Origin of the sequence: Actinoplanes sp. NPDC049681 (assembly GCF_044465265.1) — a bacterium.
Classification (GTDB): domain Bacteria; phylum Actinomycetota; class Actinomycetes; order Mycobacteriales; family Micromonosporaceae; genus Actinoplanes.
Genome location: NZ_JBITLP010000001.1, coordinates 832,947 through 857,111 on the forward strand (window position 1 = coordinate 832,947; position 24,165 = coordinate 857,111).

At 71.0% G+C, this 24,165-nt stretch carries 23 protein-coding genes; 13 read left to right on the forward strand and 10 right to left on the reverse strand.

Annotated elements, in window-relative coordinates; genetic code table 11:
- Nucleotides 1-244: 244 nt before the first annotated feature.
- Entirely contained in the window at nucleotides 245-1,234 is a 990-nt protein-coding gene (gene hemB, locus ACIBO8_RS03855) for a porphobilinogen synthase (protein ID WP_396113537.1), read from the forward strand.
- Nucleotides 1,235-1,385: 151 nt separating this feature from the next.
- On the opposite strand, the gene ACIBO8_RS03860 is transcribed toward hemB, so the two are convergent.
- The 3 genes from ACIBO8_RS03860 to ACIBO8_RS03870 form a co-directional block, all read right to left on the reverse strand.
- Nucleotides 1,386-1,544 carry a hypothetical protein gene (locus ACIBO8_RS03860; RefSeq protein ID WP_396113538.1) on the reverse strand — a complete coding sequence of 53 codons (159 nt, stop codon included), beginning with the start codon at nucleotides 1,542-1,544 and terminating at the stop codon, nucleotides 1,386-1,388.
- A 194-nt stretch (nucleotides 1,545-1,738) separates the two neighbouring features.
- On the reverse strand, nucleotides 1,739-2,758 hold the full coding sequence (locus ACIBO8_RS03865; RefSeq protein WP_396113539.1) for a GNAT family N-acetyltransferase: 1,020 nt from the start codon (nucleotides 2,756-2,758) through the stop codon (nucleotides 1,739-1,741).
- 81 nt (nucleotides 2,759-2,839) lie between these two features.
- On the reverse strand, nucleotides 2,840-4,411 hold the full coding sequence (locus ACIBO8_RS03870; protein ID WP_396113540.1) for a murein transglycosylase: 1,572 nt from the start codon (nucleotides 4,409-4,411) through the stop codon (nucleotides 2,840-2,842).
- Between the two features lie 121 nt (nucleotides 4,412-4,532).
- Here ACIBO8_RS03870 and ACIBO8_RS03875 point away from each other — a divergent pair, with 121 nt between their 5' ends.
- Together ACIBO8_RS03875 and ACIBO8_RS03880 are read left to right on the forward strand one after the other, a co-directional pair.
- Entirely contained in the window at nucleotides 4,533-4,757 is a 225-nt protein-coding gene (locus ACIBO8_RS03875; protein WP_396113541.1) for a zinc ribbon domain-containing protein, read from the forward strand.
- A gap of 452 nt (nucleotides 4,758-5,209) precedes the next feature.
- Nucleotides 5,210-8,689 (forward strand): adenylate/guanylate cyclase domain-containing protein, encoded by a 3,480-nt coding sequence (locus ACIBO8_RS03880; RefSeq protein ID WP_396113542.1) that lies wholly within the window; start codon nucleotides 5,210-5,212, stop codon nucleotides 8,687-8,689.
- A gap of 65 nt (nucleotides 8,690-8,754) precedes the next feature.
- Here the strand turns inward: ACIBO8_RS03880 and ACIBO8_RS03885 are convergent, their stop codons facing one another.
- Nucleotides 8,755-9,255 carry a phospholipase gene (locus ACIBO8_RS03885; RefSeq protein WP_396113543.1) on the reverse strand — a complete coding sequence of 167 codons (501 nt, stop codon included), beginning with the start codon at nucleotides 9,253-9,255 and terminating at the stop codon, nucleotides 8,755-8,757.
- A gap of 207 nt (nucleotides 9,256-9,462) precedes the next feature.
- On the opposite strand from ACIBO8_RS03885, the gene ACIBO8_RS03890 reads away from it, so the two are divergent.
- Nucleotides 9,463-10,476, forward strand: a complete 1,014-nt coding sequence (locus ACIBO8_RS03890) for a potassium channel family protein (RefSeq protein WP_396113544.1) — start codon at nucleotides 9,463-9,465, stop codon at nucleotides 10,474-10,476.
- Nucleotides 10,477-10,611: 135 nt separating this feature from the next.
- On the opposite strand, the gene ACIBO8_RS03895 is transcribed toward ACIBO8_RS03890, so the two are convergent.
- Together ACIBO8_RS03895 and ACIBO8_RS03900 are read right to left on the reverse strand one after the other, a co-directional pair.
- On the reverse strand, nucleotides 10,612-11,643 hold the full coding sequence (locus tag ACIBO8_RS03895; protein WP_396113545.1) for a 2-oxoacid:ferredoxin oxidoreductase subunit beta: 1,032 nt from the start codon (nucleotides 11,641-11,643) through the stop codon (nucleotides 10,612-10,614).
- Nucleotides 11,636-13,489 (reverse strand): 2-oxoacid:acceptor oxidoreductase subunit alpha, encoded by a 1,854-nt coding sequence (locus ACIBO8_RS03900; protein ID WP_396113546.1) that lies wholly within the window; start codon nucleotides 13,487-13,489, stop codon nucleotides 11,636-11,638. The genes ACIBO8_RS03895 and ACIBO8_RS03900 overlap by 8 nt, the downstream gene beginning before the upstream one ends.
- 200 nt (nucleotides 13,490-13,689) lie before the next feature.
- On the opposite strand from ACIBO8_RS03900, the gene ndhC reads away from it, so the two are divergent.
- The 5 genes from ndhC (at nucleotide 13,690) to ACIBO8_RS03925 (ending at nucleotide 16,633) form a co-directional block, all read left to right on the forward strand.
- Nucleotides 13,690-14,067: an NADH-quinone oxidoreductase subunit A gene (gene ndhC / locus ACIBO8_RS03905; protein WP_396113547.1), complete on the forward strand. Its 378-nt coding sequence runs from the start codon at nucleotides 13,690-13,692 to the stop codon at nucleotides 14,065-14,067.
- A 70-nt stretch (nucleotides 14,068-14,137) separates the two neighbouring features.
- Nucleotides 14,138-14,803 carry a DivIVA domain-containing protein gene (locus ACIBO8_RS03910; protein ID WP_396113548.1) on the forward strand — a complete coding sequence of 222 codons (666 nt, stop codon included), beginning with the start codon at nucleotides 14,138-14,140 and terminating at the stop codon, nucleotides 14,801-14,803.
- Nucleotides 14,800-15,297 (forward strand): SRPBCC family protein, encoded by a 498-nt coding sequence (locus tag ACIBO8_RS03915; protein WP_396113549.1) that lies wholly within the window; start codon nucleotides 14,800-14,802, stop codon nucleotides 15,295-15,297. Before ACIBO8_RS03910 ends, ACIBO8_RS03915 begins: the two co-directional genes overlap by 4 nt.
- A 49-nt stretch (nucleotides 15,298-15,346) precedes the next feature.
- A complete protein-coding gene (locus ACIBO8_RS03920; protein ID WP_396113888.1) occupies nucleotides 15,347-15,967 on the forward strand; it encodes a DNA-3-methyladenine glycosylase I in 621 nt (206 codons plus the stop codon).
- 114 nt (nucleotides 15,968-16,081) lie between these two features.
- Nucleotides 16,082-16,633, forward strand: coding sequence for a hypothetical protein (locus ACIBO8_RS03925; RefSeq protein ID WP_396113550.1), 552 nt, complete (start codon nucleotides 16,082-16,084; stop codon nucleotides 16,631-16,633).
- A gap of 59 nt (nucleotides 16,634-16,692) precedes the next feature.
- On the opposite strand, the gene ACIBO8_RS03930 is transcribed toward ACIBO8_RS03925, so the two are convergent.
- The 3 genes from ACIBO8_RS03930 to ACIBO8_RS03940 form a co-directional block, all read right to left on the reverse strand.
- The gene (locus ACIBO8_RS03930; RefSeq protein ID WP_396113551.1) at nucleotides 16,693-17,487 is read right to left on the reverse strand and encodes a S1 family peptidase; all 795 of its coding nucleotides are present in this window, start codon (nucleotides 17,485-17,487) and stop codon (nucleotides 16,693-16,695) included.
- A gap of 111 nt (nucleotides 17,488-17,598) precedes the next feature.
- Complete coding sequence (locus tag ACIBO8_RS03935; protein WP_396113552.1) at nucleotides 17,599-18,387, reverse strand: enoyl-CoA hydratase-related protein; 789 nt, start codon at nucleotides 18,385-18,387, stop codon at nucleotides 17,599-17,601.
- Nucleotides 18,384-19,196, reverse strand: coding sequence for a PaaX family transcriptional regulator C-terminal domain-containing protein (locus ACIBO8_RS03940; RefSeq protein ID WP_396113553.1), 813 nt, complete (start codon nucleotides 19,194-19,196; stop codon nucleotides 18,384-18,386). The genes ACIBO8_RS03935 and ACIBO8_RS03940 overlap by 4 nt, the downstream gene beginning before the upstream one ends.
- A 306-nt stretch (nucleotides 19,197-19,502) precedes the next feature.
- Between ACIBO8_RS03940 and ACIBO8_RS03945 the strand changes: the two genes are divergently transcribed.
- Together ACIBO8_RS03945 and ACIBO8_RS03950 are read left to right on the forward strand one after the other, a co-directional pair.
- Nucleotides 19,503-19,670: a DUF3117 domain-containing protein gene (locus tag ACIBO8_RS03945; RefSeq protein WP_015625691.1), complete on the forward strand. Its 168-nt coding sequence runs from the start codon at nucleotides 19,503-19,505 to the stop codon at nucleotides 19,668-19,670.
- A 77-nt stretch (nucleotides 19,671-19,747) separates the two neighbouring features.
- A complete protein-coding gene (locus ACIBO8_RS03950; RefSeq protein ID WP_396113554.1) occupies nucleotides 19,748-21,193 on the forward strand; it encodes a leucyl aminopeptidase family protein in 1,446 nt (481 codons plus the stop codon).
- Here ACIBO8_RS03950 and ACIBO8_RS03955 read toward each other — a convergent pair.
- Nucleotides 21,183-21,791 (reverse strand): O-methyltransferase, encoded by a 609-nt coding sequence (locus ACIBO8_RS03955; RefSeq protein WP_396113555.1) that lies wholly within the window; start codon nucleotides 21,789-21,791, stop codon nucleotides 21,183-21,185. The two genes, ACIBO8_RS03950 and ACIBO8_RS03955, sit on opposite strands and share 11 nt — an antisense overlap.
- A 256-nt stretch (nucleotides 21,792-22,047) precedes the next feature.
- On the opposite strand from ACIBO8_RS03955, the gene ACIBO8_RS03960 reads away from it, so the two are divergent.
- Nucleotides 22,048-23,313 carry a S1C family serine protease gene (locus ACIBO8_RS03960; protein WP_396113556.1) on the forward strand — a complete coding sequence of 422 codons (1,266 nt, stop codon included), beginning with the start codon at nucleotides 22,048-22,050 and terminating at the stop codon, nucleotides 23,311-23,313.
- A 28-nt stretch (nucleotides 23,314-23,341) separates the two neighbouring features.
- A complete protein-coding gene (locus ACIBO8_RS03965) occupies nucleotides 23,342-23,773 on the forward strand; it encodes a preprotein translocase subunit TatB (protein ID WP_396113557.1) in 432 nt (143 codons plus the stop codon).
- The last annotated feature ends 392 nt before the right edge of the window (nucleotides 23,774-24,165 follow it).

The window sequence follows — 24,165 nt, forward strand, 5'->3', positions numbered from 1 at the left end:
GCGAATGCGGTCGGTCCCGCTAGCTTGGGCCGGCGGGTTGGTGCTTTGGTCGGCTGGCTTCGTCTGGGCCGGCTTGTTGGTGCTTTGGGCTGGCTACGTCTGGGCCGGCTTGTTGGTGCTTGGTCGGGCTGGCTTCGCTGGGGCTGGTTCGGTTCGTGCTTTCGGTCGGCCTGGCTGACTTCGGGTCGATGTGGTTGGTGCTTTTGGTCGGCCTGGGTGGGCCGGCCCGGCTCGGGGAGTGAGCATGGCGTATCCCGACATCCGTCCGCGCCGGCTGCGGCGCTCGGCCGCGATCCGCCGGCTGGTCGAGGAGACCCGGGTCTCGCCGGCCGAGCTGGTGCTGCCGCTCTTCGTCAAGGAGGGGCTGATCGATCCGCGGCCGATCTCCTCCCTCCCGGGCGTCGTGCAGCACTCCCGTGAGTCGCTCCGCAAGGCCGCCAGCGAGGCCGTCGGGGCGGGGGTCGGCGGGCTGATGATCTTCGGCGTACCCACGAACGAGCACAAGGACGAGACCGGCTCCGGTGGCCTCGACCCGGACGGCATCCTCAACGTCGCCATCCGGGACGTCATCGCGGAGGTCGGCGACTCCACGGTCGTCATGGGCGATCTGTGCCTGGACGAGTTCACCTCCCATGGTCACTGCGGCGTCCTGGCACCGGACGGCACGGTGGACAACGACGCCACGCTGGCCCTCTACGCCCGGATGGGCGTCGCCCAGGCCGAGGCGGGCGCCCACGTGGTCGGACCGTCGGGAATGATGGACGGTCAGGTCGGCGTCATCCGTCGCGCCCTCGATGAGGCCGGGCACCAGGACGTTGGGATCCTGGCGTACGCGGTGAAGTACGCCGGCGCCTTCTACGGCCCCTTCCGCGAGGCCGTCGAGTCGACCCTGCAGGGCGACCGCCGCACGTACCAGCAGAGCCCCGGCAACGTTCGCGAGGCGCTGCGCGAGGTGGAGCTGGACGTGGCGGAGGGCGCGGACATGGTCATGGTCAAGCCGGCCCTGCCGTACCTCGACGTGGTTGCCGCGGTGCGGGAGCGGGTGGACGTGCCGGTGGCCGCCTATCAGGTGTCGGGCGAGTACGCGATGGTGGAGGCCGCCGCGGCCAACGGGTGGTTGGACCGCGAAGGCGTGATGCTGGAGACGCTGACGTCGATCAAGCGTGCCGGTGCCCAGATCATCCTGACGTACTGGGCGACCGAGGCTGCCCAGCTGCTCCGCGCTCGCTACTGAGCCCTTCGCCCCTCCAAAGGCCTGTCAGCCTCAGCGCTGTCAGGCTGAGAGCTGGTCAGCTCAGGGTTGTCAGCTGGGGGCTGTCGGCTCCGAGCGGCTGTCGGCTCCGAGCGGCTGTCGGCTCCGAGCGGCTGTCAGCTCCGAGCGGCTGTCAGTCCGGTGGCTCGATGTTGACCGGGCCCGGGGTTTCGCCGCCCTGTTCCGGCCTGTCGCCGTAGGGCTGCTCGCCGGGCTCCCAGGGCTCGTCCGCCGAGCCCTTGTTCACCCGCACGTCTTCTTCTTCGACTGTTTCCAGCGGTTCGTCTGTCATGCGGCGAACCTACCCCGGCGTCGGCCGACCGAATCGGTTATCCACAATGCGGGGCTGTCCACAGGGCCTCCGCGCCGCTCGTCACTTTTCGGCACTCTGGCCGCGTGCTCTCAGCCGTACCCCAGGAAATCGCCGGACCGCCGAGGCAGGCGCGTCGTCCCGCAAGCTGTTCAGCCGGACTCTCGAACCCCAGGTCAGTCCGTGGGTTCCAGCCTCTGCACCAGTTGGGCGACGTCGGCGCCGTACTCGTACCAATCCCGGTCCGGCTGGAAGCCCAGTTCGGCGTTGACCTTCAGCATCGACTCGTTGTGCTGGGCGTTCCACGTCTGCACCTCGCGCAGTTCCGGCTCAGCCCCGCGCAGTTCCAACAGCATCCGAGCCTTGATGGCCCGGTCGATCCCGTAGCCCCGGTGCTCCCGCACGACGATCGTGTCGTACTGGTCGGCGCGCTCCGGGTGCTGCGCCGGCACGACGACCTCGGTGAGGCCGGCGACCACACCGGTGGGCTCGTGCATGGCCAGCACGATGTACGGCTTCAGCCCACGCCGGTGCAGCGTGTTGAGGCTGTCCCGAAGCCGCTGCGGGTCGGACGAGCTCGGGCGCAGGTCCAGGTCGTTGTCCTCGTCCTGGCCCTCCAGCTTCGCCTGCGCGTACGCCTCGAGCAGCTCAGCCGGTGGGCCGCCCGGGTGATACTCCACCTTGTAATCGGAGCTGATGCTGCCCGCCATGGAGCCGAGGGCGTTCCAGTCCACGCCGGACAGAGTCAGGACGCTGCGGGTCTCGACGTACTCCCGCTCGAAGCCGAGCGACTCGTAGAAGGGGATTGCGGGTGTGTCCCCGATGGCCTCCACGCCGATCGACGAGAAACCCTCGAGGTATGCCCGCCGAGCGGCCACGGCGACGAGCTGCCGACCGAGACCACGGCGGCGCAAACCCGGGTGCACCAGCACCTCGAGCACCCCGATGTCACCGAGCAGCAGCAGGGTGACGTGCCCGAAAACCGTGCTCTCACCCTCGGGAAGGCGGTCGTCCTCGGCGACCCAGCTGATCCGGCGCTCGCCGGGCATCGTCTCGGCCAGATACTCCCTGACCTGCACGTCCTGCCACGGTGGATCGTCGGGGAGGTCCGCTGCCAGCACCTGGTTCAGCGTCTCCACGAGCGATCGGATCTCCGCGTCCGACGCGGACCGCAGATCCCACTCACGCACCCTCACCCGTACAGCTTGCCGGTATCTCGACCTTCAGGGAAGGGCCGGGTGCGCAAATGTACGCGACCCGTCACTGTGGGTTGTCATTCACGCCCGGCTCCGGACGCCGTACTCATTGGCCGCGTCGTAGACCTTCTGGGCGTACGGGCGTACGGCGTTGTACGAGAGGATCGCGTCCCACCAGGCGTCCGCCTTGGACAGGTCGCGACCGCCTTTGCACAGGTAGACCGCGGCTGCGAGCGAGGCGTCGTCGATGTCGTTCGGGTCCGAGACGCCGTTGTTGTCGGCATCCACTGCGTTGCCCACGGCGAGCTCGTTCCAGGTCTGCGGGATGAACTGCAGCGGACCTATCGCCCGGTCGAACTGCGTGTCCTTGTCGAGCAGTCCCTGGTCGGTGTCGGGAATGAGCTGCCGACCGCCCTTGCCGTCGAGCGGCAGCCCGAAGATCGGCGGCGACACCGAACCGTCCGCGCCGAGCACCGCGCCGTTCGCGCTGCCGTGCGCCGACTCGACCTTCGCGATGGCGGCGATCGTGGTCCAGCTCAGATGGCAGGAGGGGGCCGTTCTGCCGACGACGAGTTCCGCATACCCGTACGCCTGAACCGCGACGACCGGGATGCCGACGCGGGTGCCGGTCTGTTGCGCCCAGCCGGACAGGGCATCGGCGGGCCGGGCACCGGGAAGCCCCACGGGCGGCGTCGTGGGCAGACCGCCGCCGACGACCGCGGGGGCGGAGTTGAAACTGGGCAGCCCGCTCGGCGCAGGCGCAAGGGGCGCCTCGGCATCAACCCCGAAGGCGGGCGTCGCGCTGGGCGTCGGCACCGACTGCAAAGCCTGCGGTACGAGATAAGCACCGGCCGTCCCGGCGGCGCCGAGGAGCAGCACAGCGATGATCGCGGGCAGGACGAACCGGCCGGAGGGGCGTTTCGCCCATTCAGAGGTGCTACGCGCGACACGTGCGGGATTGGCCTTGCGGAGGACGCGAGTGGTGCGGCGGCCGGAGGACAACGCCAGCGCGGTGGCCGAGGGCGCGGGCATTCCATCCGCTGGCCTTTCTCCGCCGCTCTTGTCGGCCGAGCCGGCGGCCGAGCCGGCCTTGTCGGCCGAGCCGGCCTTGTCGCCCGGACCGACCTTGTCAGCTGGGCTGGTCTTGTCGGCCGGGCTGGTCTTTTGGGCGCTCTCCGTCGGCTCAGGGCTGTCGGCCGGCGTAGAGCTGTCGGTCGGCTTGGGGGCTTCAGCCGGCGTAGAGCTGTCCGTCGACCCGGAGGCTTCAGCCGGCTCAGAGCTCTGGGTCGGCTTGGAGCTACCGGTCGGCTTGACGACCCCGGTCGGCTCAGGCCCGTCGGCTGGCTTCGTGGCCTCGGCAGACTTCGCCGACTCTTCCGGCTTGTTTGTTTCGTCCGGTTTGGATGCCTCGTCGGGCCGGCCCGCAGGAGACTCGGCGGCGGCAGGGCGTGGGGCCGCGGCGGTTTCACCAGCAGCGGGCTCTGCCACGTCCGGTTCGGGCTGGGCCAGCTTGACGGCATTCTCGCGCACGACACGCGCACCGGATTCGCTCGCCGGCGTCAGGTCCTCGGGCGCGGCGCCGGAGCTGCCGAGCGGGCCGCCGAGGTGCGGTGCCGCCGGACGCTTCGAGGGTTTCTCCTGCCCGTCAACCACCCGCACGAGACTACCGGGCCGCGGCCACGATCGATCTCATGCACCGGGACCGATGCCGGGCGTCCACAACTACGCATCTGCGATGCAGCGGATCAAGCGGCCCAGCCCATACCCTGGTCGGATGCCGCGATACGACTTCCGATGCCGCGCGTGCGGCGACACCTTCGAGCTGAACCGTCCCATGGCCGAGTCCTCGGCCCCGGCGACCTGCCCTCAGGGGCATACGGACACGGTCAAATTGCTCTCCACCGTTGCCGTGACGGGCCGGGGTGGGGCGATGCCTTCTGTCCCCTCGCCGGGCAGTGGTGGCGGTGGCGGTTGTTGCGGAGGTGCGTGCGGCTGCTGACACAGGTCCTTGCCGAGGGTGTCGCCCGAGTGCGGTCCGGATGTGCCTCGGCGTGGTTCGAAGCTCGCCCGGCGTGGCCTGCGGTGGGGTGGAGAGGCGCTCCGAAGCCGACCGCGGCACCACGGGCGCCCGGCTCGGTGTCCTCTGAGGGCAGTCTCTGCTGGTGATCGAGTGGTCACCTGCTGGAGTCGCACAGGTAATCGCACTAGGTGACTCTTGTGGGTACGCCCGTTCGGCCCGGCGGAATTGACCATCCACCGCGTGACTCGAACATGAACCGGGTCGTTACGTCACGCGTAGTGCCGTGCGTAGGCGTCGATGACTCGTCCGGGGGTCGCCCTTCCGGGGTCGGTCGTGGCGGGTGGACGGTTACCGACCGTTTCTACGATGTGCCGTGTGATCGCGGTGCGAGAGCATGGAGCGCGACTTCCTAGGGGGCGGAGGTTCTTACCGTGTCGGGACGGACCGAGCTGCCGAGTGGGCTGGTGACCTTCGTGTTCACCGACATCGAAGGCTCTACACGCCTGGCCCGGATGCTCGGCGACGACTACGGCAGTGTGCTGAATGCTCACCGGGGCGTGGTGCGACGAGCTCTGCGTAATCACTCCGGGGTAGAGCTTTTCACTGAGGGTGACTCCTTCTTCATCGCCTTCGGGGATGCGGCCGCTGCTGTCGCCGCCTGTATCGCGTCACAGCACGCACTTGCCGCGTACCCGTGGCCGAGCCCCGATGTGGCTCCACGGGTACGCATGGGTCTGCACACCGGGTGGGCCAAGCCGGTCGCCGGCGAGTACGCGAGTGCCGAGGTGCACCGGGCCGCACGGGTCGCGGCCGCGGCGCACGGGGGCCAGATCCTCTGCTCGGAGGCCACCGCCCTGGCCGTCACGACCTGGTCGCCGGACCTGCTGCCTGCTGGGACTCCCGATACGACGTCCGGCGGCGACACCGATGCCGGACTGCGGCGCGAGTACGGCCAGGATCACGAAACGGGCGCCAGGCCGAGAAGCGCCGAGGGGTCGCACCGGGCGACACGGCGTACCGGGGTGGGGTCTTGGCGCGCCGCGCGGTCGCGTCGGGCCGCGCGGGAGCCCACCGGCGGATCGCCGACCGAACGGGCCGGGGACGGCGCTGCTGCTCAAATGCCGCGGGACATGCCTGGTGACGCCCTGCTGTCCGAAGCGTTGCGCAGAGTGCCTCCGGCGTGGGTGGCGCTGGGCGCGTTGACCTCTGAGATCCCCGCGACCGCACCGGGTGCCGACCCGGATCCGATGGCGGATGTCGAGTTGCTCGACCTCGGCCTCCACCGGCTCCGGGGCTTCGACGACGCGGAGCGGCTCTTCCAGATCGTGGCGCCGGGGCTCGAACGGTCCTTCCCGCACCCGCGCACCGGGACCGCCCCCAACCACAATCTGCCGGCGGCGGTCACCTCCTTCGTGGGCCGGCAGGCGGAGGCCGCCGAGCTGCGGCAGCTCGTCGGTACGCACCGGCTCGTCACCGTGGCCGGCTCCGGTGGCGCCGGTAAGACCCGGCTGGCGCTGGTGGTGGCGGAACAGGTGCTCACGGCGTACCCGCAAGGGGTTTGGGTCGTCGATCTCGCCGACGGGCGACCGGAGGCCGCGCTGGCCGGCGCGATGGGCGTGCGCACGGAGCCGGGCCGGCCGCTGTTCGACTCGATCGTCGAGCGTTGCCGGCGTGGCCGCACTCTGATCCTCCTCGACACCTGCGACGCGCTCCCGGGCGATGCGAAGCGGCTGGTGCGGCGGCTGCTGACGGCCTGCCCGCGGCTTGACGTGCTCGCCACCTCGCGGGCGCCGCTGGGGGTTCCGGGCGAGCTGGTCTGGCGGCTGCCGCCGATGGCGCCCGCCGACGCCTATGCCCTGCTGGCCCAGCGGGTGGTGGCGGCTCGCGGCGGGCGGCCCGGCGCGGACGAGGACGACCTGGGCAGGGTCGCGTCGAGGCTGGACGGTCATCCGCTCGCCATCGAGCTGGCCGCCGACCGGCTGCGTCTGCTCTCTGCCACGCAGCTCTCCGCGCGCCTCGACGATCCCATCGCGGCTCTCGACGCCGGTCGCGAGCCGAACGAACCGTCACCCGCCCACGGTCTGCCCGCGGGACGGTCGCACGCCGACCTCTTGCCGGCCGGCCTCTCGCAGGCCGACCTGCGCGGCCCCGGGCCGCACCTCGCCGATCACCTGTCGCCCGGGTCGCACCCCGCCGACTCGATCATGCTCGACTGGCAATTCGAGGACAGCCTCCCGCCCGCATCGCAGCTCGGCGGTCAGACCCCGCCCGGCTCGCAGCTCGGCGATCACGGGCTGCCCGGCTCCCAGCGACGCGAGCACCTGACGCCCGGGTCGCAGGCCGGCGATCACGCGCTGCCCGGGTCGCAACTCGGCGGTCACACGCTTCGCGGCTCCCGGCGTGGCGGCTCGCTGAACTCCGCCAACCGCCCGTCCGGCTTCTTCGGCCTCGGCATCGACCGCTCGGCGATCGGGCTGTTCGGCATGGGCCGCGCGGCAGCGGGGCTCGGTTACGTCGGGCGCGGGCAGGACCGGCTGCCGTACGGGGACTCCCGCTCGCCCGACATGTCGCAGAGCACCGCGTGGGATCGGCACCACAGCCTGACCCGCAACCTCGACTGGTCGTACCGCGGCCTCAGCGGAGCCGCCGCCGCCCTCCTGCGCCGGTTGGCCGTGTTCGCCGGCCCGGTCGAGCTCGCCGCCGTCGAGTGGTCCAGCGGGGACGCCTTCGGCGCCCTGTCGGAGCTGGCCGACCGGTCGCTCGTCGAGGTCGTGTCCGGGCCGCGTTACCGGATGCCCGAGCAGGTCCGGGCGTACGCGGTTCGCCGGCTCCTCGCCGCCGGGGAGGAGCGGCAGGCGCGGGACGGGCACGTCGACTGGTCGTTGCACACGCTGGACGGCGTGGTGGTCGACACCGACGGGCAGCCGCGGACGGTGTCGCTCACGGAGCTCTCGCCGTACGTGAAGGAGTGGGAAGCGGCGTTGCGCTGGTCCGTCACCGGTGGCAATCCGCGCGCCGGCTTGCGGCTGGTGGGGGCGCTGGACCCGTGGTGGCGCGAGCATGGCGGCGCGCGCGAGGGGCGTGACCTGCTGTACCGGCTGTACGGACGGCTGGACGGGCTGACCGTTGCTCGGGCCGACATGGCGTCCGCCTATCTCGTGCACGCCGGGCTCTCGTCGGACCGGGACGAGCGGGAACGGTTCCTGGATCGCGCGGAGGTGGCGGCGCGGGCGGCCGGAGACTCCGCCCTGGTCGTACGGGCGCTCGCCGGTCACCGTGTGTCGCTGATCGAGGCGGGGCGTTTACGCGAGGCCGAGCAGGTGTGCCGGGAGGTCATCGCGGCCGCGGAACGGACCGGGGTGCCGGCCGCCGCGCTGCCCACGATCATCGCGCTGGCCGAGCTGCTCTGGCGCCGGGACGAGCTGGACGAGGCGGCCGAGCTGCTCGGCGGGGCGCGGGTGATCGAGGCGGGACGGCCCGAGGATCGTGGCCGCCGTACCGTCGACTGGTTGCTCGGGATGGTCGCCTTGCGCCGCGGTGACCTCGTGGCCGCGCACGACCACCTGGTGGTGGCCCTGCGGTCGCGGCTGCGGCACGGCTTCCGGGGTGCCGCAGCGGACGCGGTCGCGGCCATCGCGGTCCGGTGCGCGCTCGGCGATGATCCCGTTACGGCGGCGGTGCTGTTCGGCGGCGCGGAATCGGTGCGGGGTGCGCGGCGGGCGACGCAGTTCGGCGCGTTCTGGTCGGCGCAGCAGGCGGTGCTGCGGCGGCGGCTGGGAGATACCGCCTTCGACGCGGCGTACGCGGAGGGCGCGACCATCGGATTCACCCGGGCCGTCGCCACCGCGCTGGCGGTCGAGCACCCGGACCTGGAGCACGGCTCGGCCCGCTTCGCCCAGTCCGTCGCCTGAGCGTACGAAAGGGAGCCCGGCTCGTCGAAGGACGAGCCGGGCCAGGGCGCAGGAAAGGCCGGCCGCTACCGCAGCAGCTTGCGCGCCCGATCCACGTCGGACGGCTGCACCGCCGCCAGCGACCCGAAGACGCACACCGCCTCGTAATAGGTCCACGCGAGGCTGTAACAAGCCGGCTGGGTCAGCGTGCTGTACGTCGCGCACTTCCGCTTCAGATCCGCGTAGAACATGCTGTCCAACCGCGACTTGTTGCTGGAGAACGTCCCCAGGTCCTTGTAGTTGCGGTAGCCGAAGTCGTGATGCCAGCACGACAAAGTGAAGTCGAATCCCAGCGGGTTGTCCGGGCTCGACGAGCAGTAGTCGGTCGACCAGTCGAAGCCGTACGACGCCCAGGGAGCGCGGTCGAGGCGGGCGGCGTTCCAGGCGTTCGTGCTGGCCGCGGTGGTCTGTGTCCAGGAGGACAAGACCTCGGCCTTGGTGGCCGCGGCCCGGGCTACGGCCGCGGGCGCGATGAGGGCGACGGTGGAGACGAGGATGACGAGGGAGCGGCGGAGAAACCGGTGCATCGAGACCTCCAGCGGTGGGGCCCCTCGTGGGGGCCGCTGCCTGTCAGTGTTCGATTCGTCACCGTCTGCATACAAGTTTGTCAATCCTGTTTCCTTAACGGTGCCTCAACTTACCGACGGGTATTCCACGGCCGGGCCTACCTGTGATGTCCTGGAAAGCGGGCGTCGATCGGGCCGCTATGGTGTGAACGTGCAGGCGGACGTCCGGTGATTCATCTACCTCTGGTCAGACAGGGACCGCTGCGGGCGCTCGCTGTGCGGGTCGTGGCCGCGGTCTTCCTCGTGCTGGTCGTCGTCGTGGTGATCTTTCTCGACCGGGACGGCTACCGGGACGTCAACCAGGACGGCCTGACGCTGCTCGACTGCTTCTACTACGCGGTCGTGTCGCTCTCGACCACCGGCTACGGCGACATCACTCCGGTGACACCCGACGCCCGCCTGGTCAACATCGTGATCATCACCCCGGCGCGCGTGCTCTTCCTGATCATCCTGGTCGGCACGACCCTCGAGGTGCTGACCGACCAGTACCGGAACAGCCTTCGGGTCAGCCGGTGGAGGCGAAAGTTGAAGGATCACGTCATCGTCTGCGGCTACGGCACCAAGGGCCGCGCGGCGATCAGCGCTCTGCTCGAAACCGGGTACGACAAGTCGCGCATCGTCATCGTGGAGAACCGCGAGGCCGCACTGCGTCAGGCCCAGGCGAACGGGCTGGTCGCCATCGAGGGCAACGCCACCCGCTCTTCCGTATTGCTGGAAGCCGACGTCAAGAACTGCAAGTCGGTCATCATCGCCACCGACAGCGACGAGGCGTCCGTCCTGATCTCCCTGACGGTCCGCCAGCTCACGGCCGGCCAGGTGCGCATCATCGCCTCGGTCCGCGAGCAGGAGAACGCTGCCCTGCTCAAGCAGAGCGGCGCGCACCACGTGATCGTCTCGTCCTCGACCGCCGGCCGGCTGCTGGGCCTGACCACCACCACGCCCCCGCTGATCGACGTGGTCGAGGACCTGCTCACGCCGGGTCAGGGCATGGCGCTGGCCATGCGCTCAGCGGAGCGCGGCGAGGTCGGCCGCAATCCGCGCGAGCTGCAGACCCTGGTGGTCGCCCTGATCCGCCGCGGCAAGGTCATCGCGCTCGGCGGCGAGCAGGCCGAGACCATCGAGACCGGCGACATGCTCATCTACATCCGCGACGAGGAGAACAGCGTCGCGGCGAGCGTCTGAAAGATCAAAATCCGGCTGTCGTAGCTCGGCGGGTGGTGCGGGCCGTCGCTCACGCCGAGGGCCGGGCCCGGGAATCCATTCGCTTGGCGCTCATGAACGGATTCCCGCACCCGGCGACGTGCGTGCGTGGCTGAGCTACAGGATCGTCCAGGTGTCCCCGGCGTTGAGCAGCTCGCCGAGCATCTGGTCGGGCGTACCGGTCGCCTTGGCCTTGGCGTCCAGCAGCTGCTTCTGGACCAGCTCGTCGTACGACGGCCGGCGGACGTTGCGGAACACGCCGATCGGGGTCGTGTTGAGGTCCGAACCCGACAGGCGGCTCAGCGCGAACGCGTACGCCGGGTCGTCCACCGTCGCGTCGTGCACGAGCGGCGTGCCGCCCTCCTGCACCTGCAGGCCGAAGCTGCCCTCGGGGTGCACGACGGAGTAGCGGTTGTCCGTACCGAAGGTGATGGGTTGTCCCTGTTCCAGACGGATCAGATGCTCGTCGCGGGTGCTCGGGTCCTTGATCAGCTCGAACGCGCCGTCGTTGAAGATGTTGCAGTTCTGGTAGATCTCCACGAACGCCGAACCCTCGTGCTCCGCGGCGGCGCGCAGCACCGACTGCAGGTGCTTGCGGTCGGAGTCGATGGTGCGGGCCACGAAGGTCGCCTCGGCGCCCAGCGCCAGCGACAGCGGGTTGAACGGGGCGTCGTTGGAACCGATCGGCGTCGACTTGGTGATCTTGCCGAGCTCGGAGGTCGGCGAGTACTGGCCCTTGGTCAGCCCGTAGATCCGGTTGTTGAACAGCAGGATCTTCAGGTTGACGTTGCGGCGCAGCGCGTGGATCAGGTGGTTGCCGCCGATCGAGAGCGCGTCACCGTCACCCGTCACGACCCACACCGACAGGTCCGGCCGGGATGCCGACAGGCCCGTCGCGATCGCCGGGGCGCGGCCGTGGATCGAGTGCATGCCGTACGTGTTCATGTAGTACGGGAACCGCGACGAGCACCCGATGCCGGAGACGAACACGATGTTCTCGCGCGGGATGCCGAGCTCGGGCATGAAGCCCTGCACGGCGGCGAGGATCGCGTAGTCGCCGCAGCCCGGGCACCAGCGCACTTCCTGGTCGGACTTGAAGTCCTTGGCGGTCAGGTTGACCGGGGTGAGCGGAATCGTCGGGCTAGCCATTCTTGACCACGTCCTCGAGCATGTTCTCCAGCGTCGCGGCGGTGAAGGGCAGGCCGCTGACCTGGTTGAAGGGAACCGCGTCGACCAGGTACCGGGCCCGGATCACGTGCGCCAGCTGACCCAGGTTCATCTCCGGGATGATCACCTTGTCGTACGCCTTGAGCACCTCACCGAGGTTCGCCGGCAGCGGGGCCAGGTGCCGCAGGTGCGCCTGGGCGATCGGCAGGCCGCGCTGGCGCAGGGCCCGGCAGGCGGCGCCGATCGGCCCGTACGTGGAGCCCCACCCGAGCACGAGCACGCGCGCGTTCTCGTCCGGGTCCTCGACCACCACGTCCGGCACGGGGATCTGCTCGATCCGCTCCGCGCGCGTGCGGACCATGAAGTCGTGGTTGGCCGGGTCGTACGAGATGTCGCCGGTTTTGTCGGCCTTCTCCAGGCCGCCGATCCGGTGCTCCAGCCCCGGCGTGCCGGGGATGGCCCACGGCCGGGCCATGGTCCGCGGATCGCGCAGGTACGGCAGGAAGCGCCCGTCCTCGCCGTTGGGCTCGGTGGCGAAGTCGACCTGAAGATCCGGCAGCTCGGAGACCTCGGGCAGCAGCCACGGCTCGGACCCGTTGGCCACGTAATTGTCCGAGAGCAGGATCACCGGCGTGCGGTACGTCAACGCGATCCGCGCCGCCTCGATCGCGGCGTAGAAGCAGTCGGACGGCGACTTCGGCGCGATCACGGCCAGCGGGGCCTCGCCGTGCCGGCCGTACAGGGCCATGTTGAGGTCGGCCTGCTCGGTCTTGGTGGGCATGCCCGTCGACGGCCCCGCCCGCTGCACGTCCACGATCACCAGCGGCAGCTCGAGGGCGATGGCCAGCGAGATCGTCTCGCCCTTGAGCGCCACGCCGGGGCCGGAGGTGGTGGTCACGCCGAGCGCGCCGCCGTACGAGGCGCCCAGCGCGGCGCCGACCGCGGCGATCTCGTCCTCGGCCTGCATGGTGGTGATGCCGAACTTCTTGTGCTTGCTCAGCTCGTGCAGGATGTCCGAGGCCGGGGTGATCGGGTACGCACCCAGGAACACCGGCAGCTTCGACCGCACGCCGGCGGCGACCAGGCCCAGCGCCAGGGCGGCGTTGCCGGTGATGTTGCGGTACGTCCCCGGCGCCATCTTGGCGGGCTTGACCTCGTAGCGCACCGAGAACGTCTCGGTCGTCTCGCCGTAGTTCCAGCCCGCGGTGAACGCCGCCTTGTTGGCCGCGACCAGCTCGGGCCGCTTGGCGAACTTGCGCTCCAGGAAGCGCAGCGTCGACTCGTACGGCCGGGAATACATCCAGCTCAACAGGCCGAGCGCGAACATGTTCTTCGCCCGCTCGGCGTCCTTCTTCGGCAGACCCGAGCCGGCCAGGGCGGCCACGGTCATCGACGTCAGCGCGACCGGGTGCACCGACCAGTCGGCCAGAGAATCGTCGTCCAGCGGGCTCACCGCGTATCCGACCTTGGCCAGGTTGCGCTTCGTGAACTCGTCGGTGTTGACGATGATGTCGGCGCCGGCCGGCAGGTCGGCGAGGTTGGCCTTCAACGCGGCCGGGTTCATCGCCACCAGCACGTTGGGCGCGTCGCCGGGCGTGAGGATGTCGTAGTCGGCGAAGTGCACCTGGAAGCTCGACACACCCGGAAGGGTGCCTGCAGGTGCGCGGATCTCCGCCGGGAAGTTGGGTAGCGTCGAGATGTCGTTGCCGAGCTGCGCGGTCTCCGAGGTGAACCGGTCGCCGGTCAGTTGCATGCCATCACCGGAGTCGCCGGCGAACCGGATGACCACGCGGTCGAGCTGCTCGACACGCTTCACGGGAGCGGCCACGTTCCAACCTCCTGAGGGAGCCGGCCGGCGGGTACGCACGTCGATGAGCCGGCCCGCATTAGTCACTTCCAGCCTACGTCGGCGCTCCTTACCGGTGGGGGCAAGGGCCGCTGTCCGATCGCAGACCGACGACCACAGTAGCCAGGCCAGGCTTGCCTCAGCCAATCGAGTTCACCTTGTGGTTCGCTAGGCTGGCGCGCGTGGACGGGTATCTGGGTACGTACGCCACGCTCGGCCTGGTTATGGCGGCCGGCGTCCTCGTCTTCGTCGGCGCCTTCGGGGCGAACAAGCTGCTCAGCCCCGCCCATCCGGCGGAACCGGCGGGCAAGCGGATCGCCTACGAGAGCGGCATCGACCCGGTCGGCGGCGACTGGGCCCAGGCGCAGATCCGCTATTACGTGTACGCGTACCTGTATGTGCTCTTCGCCGTGGAGGCGGTCTTCCTGTTCCCCTGGGCGGTCATCTTCGACCGGCCAGGCTTCGGAATGGTGACCGTCGCCGAAATGGGCATTTTCGTGGCGGTTCTCGCGCTCGGCATCGCGTACGCCTGGCGCAAGAAGATCCTTACCTGGACCTGACGCCCCACCTTTGTCCACAGGCGGGGTGGCGGGCTCGCCACGCCGCAGCGCTCATGCCACGATCGTGCCCATGGGTCAGTTACTCCTCTTCATCGTCGTGGCGCTCGTGGTCGCGGCGATCGTCTTCGGCGTGACCGTGATGGTGAGCGGCGGAGACTCCGGATTGACGCCGGTCGAGCCCGACGGCAAGGCGCTCCCCCTGCCGAGCGACCGGCCGCTGGGAGAGGAGGACATCTTCCGGACCCGCTTCGACATGGCGTTCCGCGGCTACCGGATGAGCCAGGTCGACCAGGCTCTCCAGCGGGCGGCCTACGACATCGGTTACAAGTCCGAGCTGATCGGGGTCCTCGAGGCCGAGGTCACCGCGCTGCGCGAGGGCCGGACAGCGGACGCCGACGTGCTGCGCAGGGCCCGCGAGGCGGCCGTGGCGCCGCCACCCGACGCGCCCGTGGCGCCCGACCCCGACCAGGTTCCGCCGTCGGCCGACGCCGCCGCAGCGTCCACTCCTGCAGCGGACTCGCCGTCCCGTGAGGCCGCCGCCGCTTCCGCTGCCACTACCTCTGCTCCGGCTTCCGCCGCCGAAGCCGACTCATCCGGTGCAGGGAAGCGGACGGAGGCCGGCGCGTCTGGTGCCGGGACCAAGGCCGACGCATCCCGCCCCGCGAAGGGGGCGGATGTCGAGGCTGATGCGGCGCCCGCGGAGCGCGCCGACGAAGAGCCGGCGGAGCGCCGATGAGCGAGACTGAGCCGGTCGGAAACCTCGGCGACGCGGCGAAGCCCGGCACCGGCGAGGTCACCGCGACCGTCATCGTGAACGCCCCAGCCCCCCGCGTCTTCGCCGCCTTCATGAACTGGGAGCGGCAGGGCGACTGGATCCCGTTCACCAAGGTGCGCGTGGTCGAGGGCGACGGCGGCGAGGGCAGCCTGATCGAGGCGATCACCGCCCTGGGCCCGGCGGCGCTGCGCGACGAGATGCGCGTCGTCCGGGTGGACGCACCATACGAGCTCAAGGTCGTGCACTGCGGCAAGGTTCTGCGCGGCCCCGGCTCGATGCGCTGCACGGCGATGGGCGGCGACCGTACGCAGGTGGTCATGCACGAGTGGTTCCACCTTCCCGGCGGCGCGGCGGGCAAGCTCGCCTGGCCGGTCCTGTGGCCGGGCTCGAAGCTCAGCTTCAAGGGCGCGCTGAAGAAGTTCGGCCGGCTGGTGGAGGAGGGAAAGCTGCCCTGACCCGTTTTTGTCGGTGGGTCTCCCTACGGTGGTCGCCATGACGGATGACATGCCCGGGGCTCCCGGCGCCCCCGGGGTATCGGTGGAGGCGCCGGTCGACGGTCTGGTCCTCGGCGAGGACGGCCGGGCGCGGTGCTCCTGGGGCGGCAGCACCCCGGACTACGTGCCCTATCACGACACGGAGTGGGGCCGGCCGGTCCACGGCGACGACGCCCTGTTCGAGCGCATGTGCCTGGAGGCCTTCCAGTCCGGCCTCTCCTGGATCACCATCCTGCGCAAGCGCCCGGCGTTCCGGCGCGCGTTCGCCGGGTTCTCGATCGAGGCGGTGGCGGCCTTCGACGCCGGGGACGCCGATCGGCTGATGAACGACCCGGGCATCGTCCGCAACCGCGTGAAGGTGGACGCCGCCCTGCACAACGCCAGGGTGGCCGCCGAGCTCCCCGGTGGGCTCTCGAAGCTGCTGTGGTCGTACGCGCCGCCGCCGCGACCGCGCCCGGCCACCCGAGCCGATGTTCCGGCGGTCACCCCGGAGTCCACCGCCATGGCGAAGGACCTGAAGAAGCGCGGCTTCAAGTTCGTCGGCCCGACGACGGCGTACGCGCTGATGCAGGCCACCGGCATGGTCGACGACCACCTCGCGGGCTGCTTCGTCGCACCCGTCCAGACCTGACCTCGAGGGCGACGCCTGGGGCGCCCGGTCACGTGACCTCGTGCGACGGCTGGGCGCTCAACGACCTGACCTCCGGGCGACGGGCTGCTTCTCCGGCGTGATGTCATTGAGCGCATGGCTCAATGGGTGGCGATCATTCCGGCGGACCGATGGGCGTCCGAGCGGCTGTTCCATCACGACACCTTGACGGTGGCGGGGTCGGCCGCGGTGCCACCCGCCGCCGGGGACGAGGTGCTGCTCGTGGCGGCAGGCGCCCCGCCGTCCGTCGTCGCGCTCGGGATCGTGGCGGGGAAGCAGTCCCGGGCCGCGCACGGCACGCCCGAGGTTGAGGTGGCATACACGCGGCGCTCGTTCGATGCGCCTGTGCCCGCCGACGGGCTTCCGCTCGATGCGTCGGTTTCCGAGGTCGATGAGGAGGTGTTCCGGAGCTACGCGGGGCGGCTGATCGGGGACCGGGACAAGCAGACGTGGCTGGTCAGCCTGGACCTGCCGATCGAGGCGGCGAGCCCGGCGGAGGCGGTGCGGCAGTTCTGGTCGTACGTGCTCGAGCTGGGGCCTGCGGAGCTTCCCACGTTCGTCTCGCCGTCCGGTGACGAGCTGGCCATGCAGGCCTTCGTCCTCGGCGAGGAGGCGAACCTCGATCCCGAAGAGGACGAGGAAGACTGATCCGGCACGCACGAGAACGGGCCCCGGAGCAGCGCTCCGGGGCCCGTTTTTGATCGTCGTCAGCCGCCGAGGCTGGACGCCGCCGACTGGATGGCCGACGAGAAGTAGCTGACCTGCGAGTACACGCCGGGCTTGTTCGGGCGGGCACATCCGTCGCCCCAGCTGACGATGCCGACCTGGATCCAGGCGTTGTTCGCGTCGCGGCGGAACATCGGGCCGCCGGAGTCGCCCTGGCAGGTGTCGACGCCGCCCTGGGTGTAGCCGGCGCAGATCTCGTCGGTGGGGATGATCTCGCCGTTGTACATGCTGCTGGAGTTGCAGGTGGCGTCGCTGACGAACGGCACCGTGGCCTTCAGCAGGTAGCGCTGCTGCGCGCCGCCTTCGCGGGCCGCGCCCCAGCCGGCGATCGTGAACGTGCCGGTGTCGTACGCCGACGTCGTCGCGATCGGCAGGGTGGCCAGGCCGGTCACCGGGCTGGAGAGGCGGATCAGCGCCCAGTCCTTGCCGTTGCCGTTGTAGCCGGGCGCCCGGTAGACGTAGTTGGACCGGCGGGTGATCCGGCTCGACGAGTTGAGGTCGACGACGCCGAGGGTCGCGGTGATCGACGTGTTGGTGCCCGTGCCGTTGACGCAGTGCGCCGCCGTCAGCACGATGGTCGGGCTGTAGAGGGCGCCACCGCAGCCCATCGAGAGCCGGACCATGAACGGGAATTCGCCCTGGGTGGCGCGTGTGCCGCCGACCACCCGCTGCGGGCCGTCAGCGGCCGCTGCCGGTGACGTCTGCACCACGGCGCCCATCGCGGCCACCGTGAGAGCGGCCGCCACCCCGCCCAGAATCCTGCGCAACCTGACCATCCGGACCTCCCCAACGAAAGCGTTGCGGAGAGTCAAACATTTACCGGCGTGGATCGGTTATACCGAAAGACTCATACCGTCGGCGAGGGGCGGCCGCAAGAACGGCGGCGGTCAGCGGCCCTCGAACGTCGGCTTCTGCTTGGCGACGAACGCCGAGGTGGCGTTCTTGTGGTCGCTGGTGGCACCGCAGATCGCCTGGGCCTGGGCCTCCGCGGCCAGCGCGTCGGACAGGGTTCCCGCCGTACCGATGGAGAGCTCGCGCTTGATAGCGGCGTAGGCGACCGTCGGTCCCGCGGCCAGCCGGGCCGCGAACTCCTGCGCCGCCGGCAGCACCTTCTCGTCGTCGTCCAGGAGCTCGGTCAGCAAGCCGTACTCGTGGCACTGCTCGGCGCGCACCGGCTGCGCGAGCAGCAGCAACTCGAGAGCTCGGGCGCGGCCGACGATGTGCGGCAACGACCAGGAGATGCCGGAGTCGCCGGCCAGGCCGATGTTCGCGAACGCCATCAGGAACATCGTCTTCGGACCGCCGATCCGGAAGTCGGCGAGCAGGGCCAGCGAGGCGCCGGCGCCGGCCGCTGTGCCGCGTACGGCCGCGATCACCGGCTTGGGCATGCTGGCCAGGCGCTGGGCGATCGGGTTGTAGTGAGCGCGGACCGTGTCCAGGTCGGTCGACCCGCTCGCCAGGGTCTCGGCGTGCTCGCGCAGGTCCTGGCCGACGCAGAAGGCCTTGCCGGCGCCCGCCAGGACCACCGCCCGCACCGATCTGTCGGCCTCGAGCTCCGCCAGGGTGTCGCGCAGAGCCTCCTTGAGGTCCACGGTGAGGGCGTTCATGGCGTCGGGGCGGTTGAGGGTCAGGGTGACGACCGCATCGGTGCGGTCGACGAGCAGGGCGTCCGTCATGGTTCAGAGAATCCCACACGGCCGCCTCTCGTCGCCGCCGCCAGGGACCGCTCGACGAAGCGGTCCGCCGCGGGGCGCAGGCGAGCCGCGTGCTTGTCGAAGAAGGTCGCCGCGCTCAACCCCGGCCAGCGCGGCGGCAGCAGGGAGGTGGGCAGCTGCGGGTCACGGAACAGGAATGAGCGCCACGCGTGGACGAGCTGGAAGCGGGCGGCGTACGCGGCCTCGTCGGAGCTGCGCGCGTTGATCGCCGTGACCACCGGCCGCTGGGAGTCCACGAACTCCTCGTACGCCCGTCCGATCTCGTCGAGGTTCCAGGCTCGGCTCACCACGTCCGTGACGCCCGGGGAGCCGGCGGTGTGGCTGGCGCTGAAGCGCTCGTACGCCACCCCGGCCTCGAGCAGCACCGTGTCGATCTCGTCCGCCTGCCGCGGCGCGACCCATGAGCGCTCGTCGAGCATGCCGTACCCGAGGAAGCTCAGCCGTTGCGCGTCGCGGCGGCCGACCGGCGTGCCGAGCAGGACGAGGTCGAAGCGGCCGTCCCAGCTCGCGCGCCCGGTCCGGTAGATCCTCGCGGACGCCTCGTCGAGCCTCCGGGCCGCTTTGGGGGTGAGCAGATAACCTGGTCCGGACACCAGCCGCAGCGGGTGCAACCAGCCCTGGCGGACCATCCGGGAGACCGCGGTGCGGACCGCGGGCGGTGCGATGCCCAGCGGCGCGAGCAGTTTGACGAGCGCGGCGACCGGCGCGCGGCCGCCTCTCGGGCGGAGGTAGTCGCCGTAGAGGTCGAAGAGTGCCGACCGCGCCTGCATGACCGCACATTGTGACAGCCCGAAAGACGATATGCTAGACGCTGTCACATCAGCCCGGGTTGGGTTTGGGTTCGCCGGTGTTCATCAGGGAAAATGTTTGATCGGCACGGTGGGCCGCGCCGCGTGGACGTGGCAGGGCCCGCAGCGCTGCGGTCTCGGGTCGGTCCAGCGGGGGCGACTCCGGCGGTCGGAACGAGGTACGGCGCGTCGTGGGGCTGAGCACGAGGCGCCGTTGCCGAGCTGTTCGAAGTGCAAGTGGCTGTGGGGTAACCCACCGACCCTGATGTAGGTCTGAGGGGAGACAAGATGGCGGCGATGAAGCCGCGGACGGGCGATGGTCCGCTGGAGGTCACCAAGGAAGGACGCGGCATCGTCATGCGCGTCCCGCTGGAGGGTGGTGGCCGTCTCGTCGTTGAGATGACTCCGGACGAGGCCAACGCGCTGGGTGACGCGTTGAAGGCGATTGCCGGCTGACGTTTCACGTGGCCCGCCGGTACGGTACCTGCCGTACCGGCGGGCTTTCCATGTCTTCGTGGAAGGGTCATCCTCCAGTGTTCGGGATTCGCCTGGTCGCCGCGTCGGAGGCCGGAACAGTCGTGCTCGCGGCGGACGGCGCCGGGGTGCTGGCGGGCGGCGACGACGAGACCGCCGAGCTGCACCGCGGGTCCGATGATCCGGGCCGCGCGGGCGCCGTCGTGGTGTTGCCGCGCCCGCTGCGTACCCCAGCCAAGATCTTGATCGTCGGGGTCGGTGCCGGGGACGAGGCCGGCTGGCGGGCCGCCGGAGCCGCCGCCGTCCGGGCCGTGACCGCCGACGAAGCGCTGCACGTGGTCCTGCCCGCGGGTGTCGACCCGGCCGCCGTGCGCGGCCTCGCCGAAGGCATGTGGCTCGCGGCCTACCGGTTCCGCGATGCCGTCGTCGGCCCCAGGTCCGTCGAGGTCACCCTCCGAACATCAGACCCTGACATGTACGCCCACAGCCTCGAGATCGCGCGCGTGACCGCCGCAGCGACCTGGCTGGCCCGCGACCTGACCAACATGCCGGCATCGGTGAAGAACCCGGCCTGGTTCGCCGACCAGGTCGTGGCGGAGGCCGCGGCACGCCCCGGCCTGACCGTCACCGTGCGCGACGCCGACCGGCTGCGCGCCGAGGGCTTCGGCGGGCTGGTGGCCGTGGGGGGCGGCTCCGCGACGCCGCCGTGCCTGGTCGAGGTGGCCTGGCAGCCGGAGGGCGCGACCCGGCACGTGGTCCTCGTCGGCAAGGGCGTCACCTTCGACACCGGCGGCATCTCCATCAAGACGCCGGACGGCATGAAGCTGATGAAGAAGGACATGGGCGGCGCCGCGGCGATCATCGCGGCCACCCTCGGCGCCGCCGATCTCGCTCTCCCGGTACGCATCACCGCCCTGGCACCGCTCGCGGAGAACGCGGTCAGCGGCTCGGCGTTCCGCCCGGGCGATGTGATCACCCAGTGGGACGGTACGACCACCGAGACCACCAACTCCGACGCCGAGGGTCGCCTCCTGCTGGCCGACGTGCTCGCGTACGCGGTCGCGGAGCTGGAGCCCGACGTCCTGATCGACCTCGCCACCCTCACCGGCGCCAACTCGGTGGCCCTCGGCGCGCGGACGGCGGCCCTCTACAGCCACGACGACGCCCTGGCAGCCGCGCTGGAGACGGCCGGCCGGAACGCGGGCGAGCAGATGTGGCGCCTGCCCCTTGCTGACGACTACGTCGAATACCTGCGTAGCGACATCGCCGACCGGCACAGCTCCCCGGTGCGCGGAGCCGGCTCGGTGGTGGCGGCCCTGTTCCTGCGGGAGTTCCTCGGCGATCGCGCCGACCGCTGGGCGCACCTGGACATGTCGGCCCCGGCGTGGTCCGAGGAGCACGACGCCGACCTCACCAAGGGCGCCACCGGCTGGGGCGTACGCACGCTCCTGCGCTACCTGCTCGACGGGGCGCAAGCCCACCGAGCGGCCGGGCTCAGCACTTGACGGCGGCCAGGAGGCCGGCGCCGGCCGGGATGAGGGCCGGGATCCAGTTCTCGGCCTCCCGAACGGCCTTGACCGTCTCCCGGATCGTGATCGTGTCGGGGTCGCGGGCCGCCGGGTCGCTGATCCGCCCGCCGGCCAGCGCGCCGTTCACGACGAGGATGCCGCCCGGGCGCAGCAGCCGCTGTGCCGCGTCCGCGCAAGCGCCGAACTCCGTCGCGTCCGCGTCGACGAACACCAGGTCGTAAACCCCGTCGGCGAGCCGGGGCAGGACATCGAGCGCGCGGCCGGTGATGATCCGGGTACGCGAAGCCACGAAGCCCGCCTCCTGGAAGATGCGCCGGGCGATGCGCTGATGCTCGTTCTCCACGTCGATGGTGGTCAGGACGCCGTCCGGGCGCATGCCGCGCAGCAGCCAGACGCCGCTGACGCCCGTACCGGTGCCGATCTCGACCACCGCCTTGGCGTTGCCCGCGGCGGCGAGCAGGCTGAGCACGGACCCCGCGCCGGGGGTCACGCAGGAGAGGCCGACCTCCAGAGCGAGGCTGCGGGCGGTCTGCAGCACGACGTCCTCGGCGGCGTAAGCCTCCGCGAACTGCATCGACTGCGCGCTGGGGGTGCCGAGCTGGCGGGCTGCGGTGACGATGACGACCTCCGTGTGGGATGCGCGGAAGAGAACCGGTGCACATCGGGTATGAGCGTAGAGCGACGCTCACCCTTCGCGCATCGGCACTTCGACGGCGGAAAGCGGCGAGCAGGTCCTCTTGAGCCCGCACTGAGCGGATGATCCACACCGATCCGTGTCATCCTGGAGGAGGAGCCTCCGGGCTTCGCCGACGACGAGTGGAGGCACCGACGTGACCGACGGCTGGAACTGGCGCCAGCCTCAGACTCCGCCGGCCGCGACACCCCCGGCGACGGGCGGGTCACCCTGGTGGTCCGACGCGCTGGCGGACCCCTGGCGCGACCCGTACGCGCCGGCCGCCGTCGTGGTGCCCAGCGCGCCGATCAGCAGCGGCCCGGAGCCGGAGCGGGTCACCGACCCCGACGCGCCGCGCCGCTCACTCGTCCCGACCCTGGTGATCTGCCTGGTCACCGCTGTGCTGGCCGGCGCTCTGGCCAGTGCGCTGACCTACGCCTTCATGACCCGAGGCGTCGGTGGCGGCGGTACGCAGCTCGGCGGCCCTGCGCTGGCGGCACCCAGTGCGGCCCAGCGGGCCCCGGAGTCGTTCGGCGGGGTGGCCAAGCAGGTCCTGCCCAGCGTCGTGACCGTCCGGGTCACCGGCGCCATCGGCTCCGGTTTCGTGGCGTCCCGGGACGGCTACGTGATCACCAACGACCACGTCGTCGAGGGCGCCGACAACACGATGTCCGTGTCGTTCAGCGACGGCTCCTCGGCCCCCGCGACCCTCGTCGGGCGCGACCCCGAGTCGGACATCGCAGTGATCAAAGTCTCCAAGAACAACTTGCCGGCGGTGCAGTTCGGCGACTCCGACTCGATCGCCGTCGGGGACCCGGTGCTCGCCTTCGGCTCCCCGCTCGCGCTCGTCAACACGGTGACGCAGGGCATCGTCAGCGCCCTCGACCGTACGATCCAGGCCGGCGACCCGGGCGGGACCACCCGCTACTACGCGGCCATCCAGACCGACGCGGCGGTCAACCAGGGCAACTCGGGCGGTCCGCTGGTCGACGCGGCCGGCCGGGTGGTCGGCGTGAACTCGGTGATCCGCTCGGTCGGCGGCACCGAAACCGAGGCCGGCAACATCGGCCTGGCCTTCGCCATCCCGATCAACCAGGCCCGGCGCATCGCCGAGGACATCATCGACACCGGCAAGGCCCGGCGTACGGTGATCGGCGCCGAGGTTTCCACGGGCGGCGCCACGGGCTCCAGCGGCGGCACCGGGGCGCGCCTGCGCTCGGTCCAGCCGGCGGGCCCGGCGGCCGCCGCGGGCCTGAAGTCCGGCGACGTCATCACCAAGATCAACGGCCACGTGCTCGAGGACGGCACCGACCTGATCGCCCTGGTCCGCAAGTACGCCCCGGGCTCGACCGTCGCGGTGGAGTACCGCCGGGGCGCCAGCACACAGACAGCGTCAGTAACCTTGGCAGCCGACGCGAAGTGAGAGGCCCTCACGGGCAGGGGAGGCCGCCGTGTTCGACAACCTGAACTGGTGGGAGATCGGCGCACTGCTGATGCTCGCCTTGCTGATCTTCGGCGAGCGGCTCCCCAAGGTGATCGGCGACGGGCTGCGCATGCTCCGTGGGCTGCGCGCCATGGCCCAGAACGCCACCAGCGACCTGAGCCGCGAGCTCGGCACCGACATCCAGCTCCAGGACCTGCACCCCAAGGCGTTCATCCGCAAGCACCTGCTGAGCGAGGACGAGGAGGCGGCCCTGCGCAAGCCCCTCCAGGGCCTCTTCGAGGACGTCAAGAGCGACCTCAACGGCGTCAAGGCCGACCTCGGCGACGTAGCAGCCGCCGCCGACCTCAGATCGCACCGAACCCCGACACCCCCGCCGGCCACCACGCCACCCCCGGCGCCGGCAGGCCCGCCCGCCACCTTCGACATCGACGCCACCTGACCGCCGCCCGCCCACGGATCCGTCGAACGCAGCCCGGCGCAGAGCTCGGGCTGGGTGGCGGCGGTCCGCCGTCCGGGCTGGGCTGACCGCGGTCCGGCGGCAGGCCCGGGTTGGACGGAGTCCGGCGGCGGCCTCGGGATGGGCGGCGGTGGTCTGCCGTCCTGGGCTGGGCCTGCCCGGCAGGCCCGGGTTCGGATGTGGCCTGGTGCGGCCTCGGGTGGGGCGGCGGCGGTCTGGCCGCGGCCTCGCTTCAGGCAGGGTCTGAAGGAGCCAGACTGAGCGGCGGACCGGGCGGAGCGGCGGACCGGGCGGAGCGGCGGACCGGGCGGAGCGGCGGACCGGGCGGAGCGGCGGACCGGGCGGAGCGGCGGACCGGGCGGAGCGGCGGACCG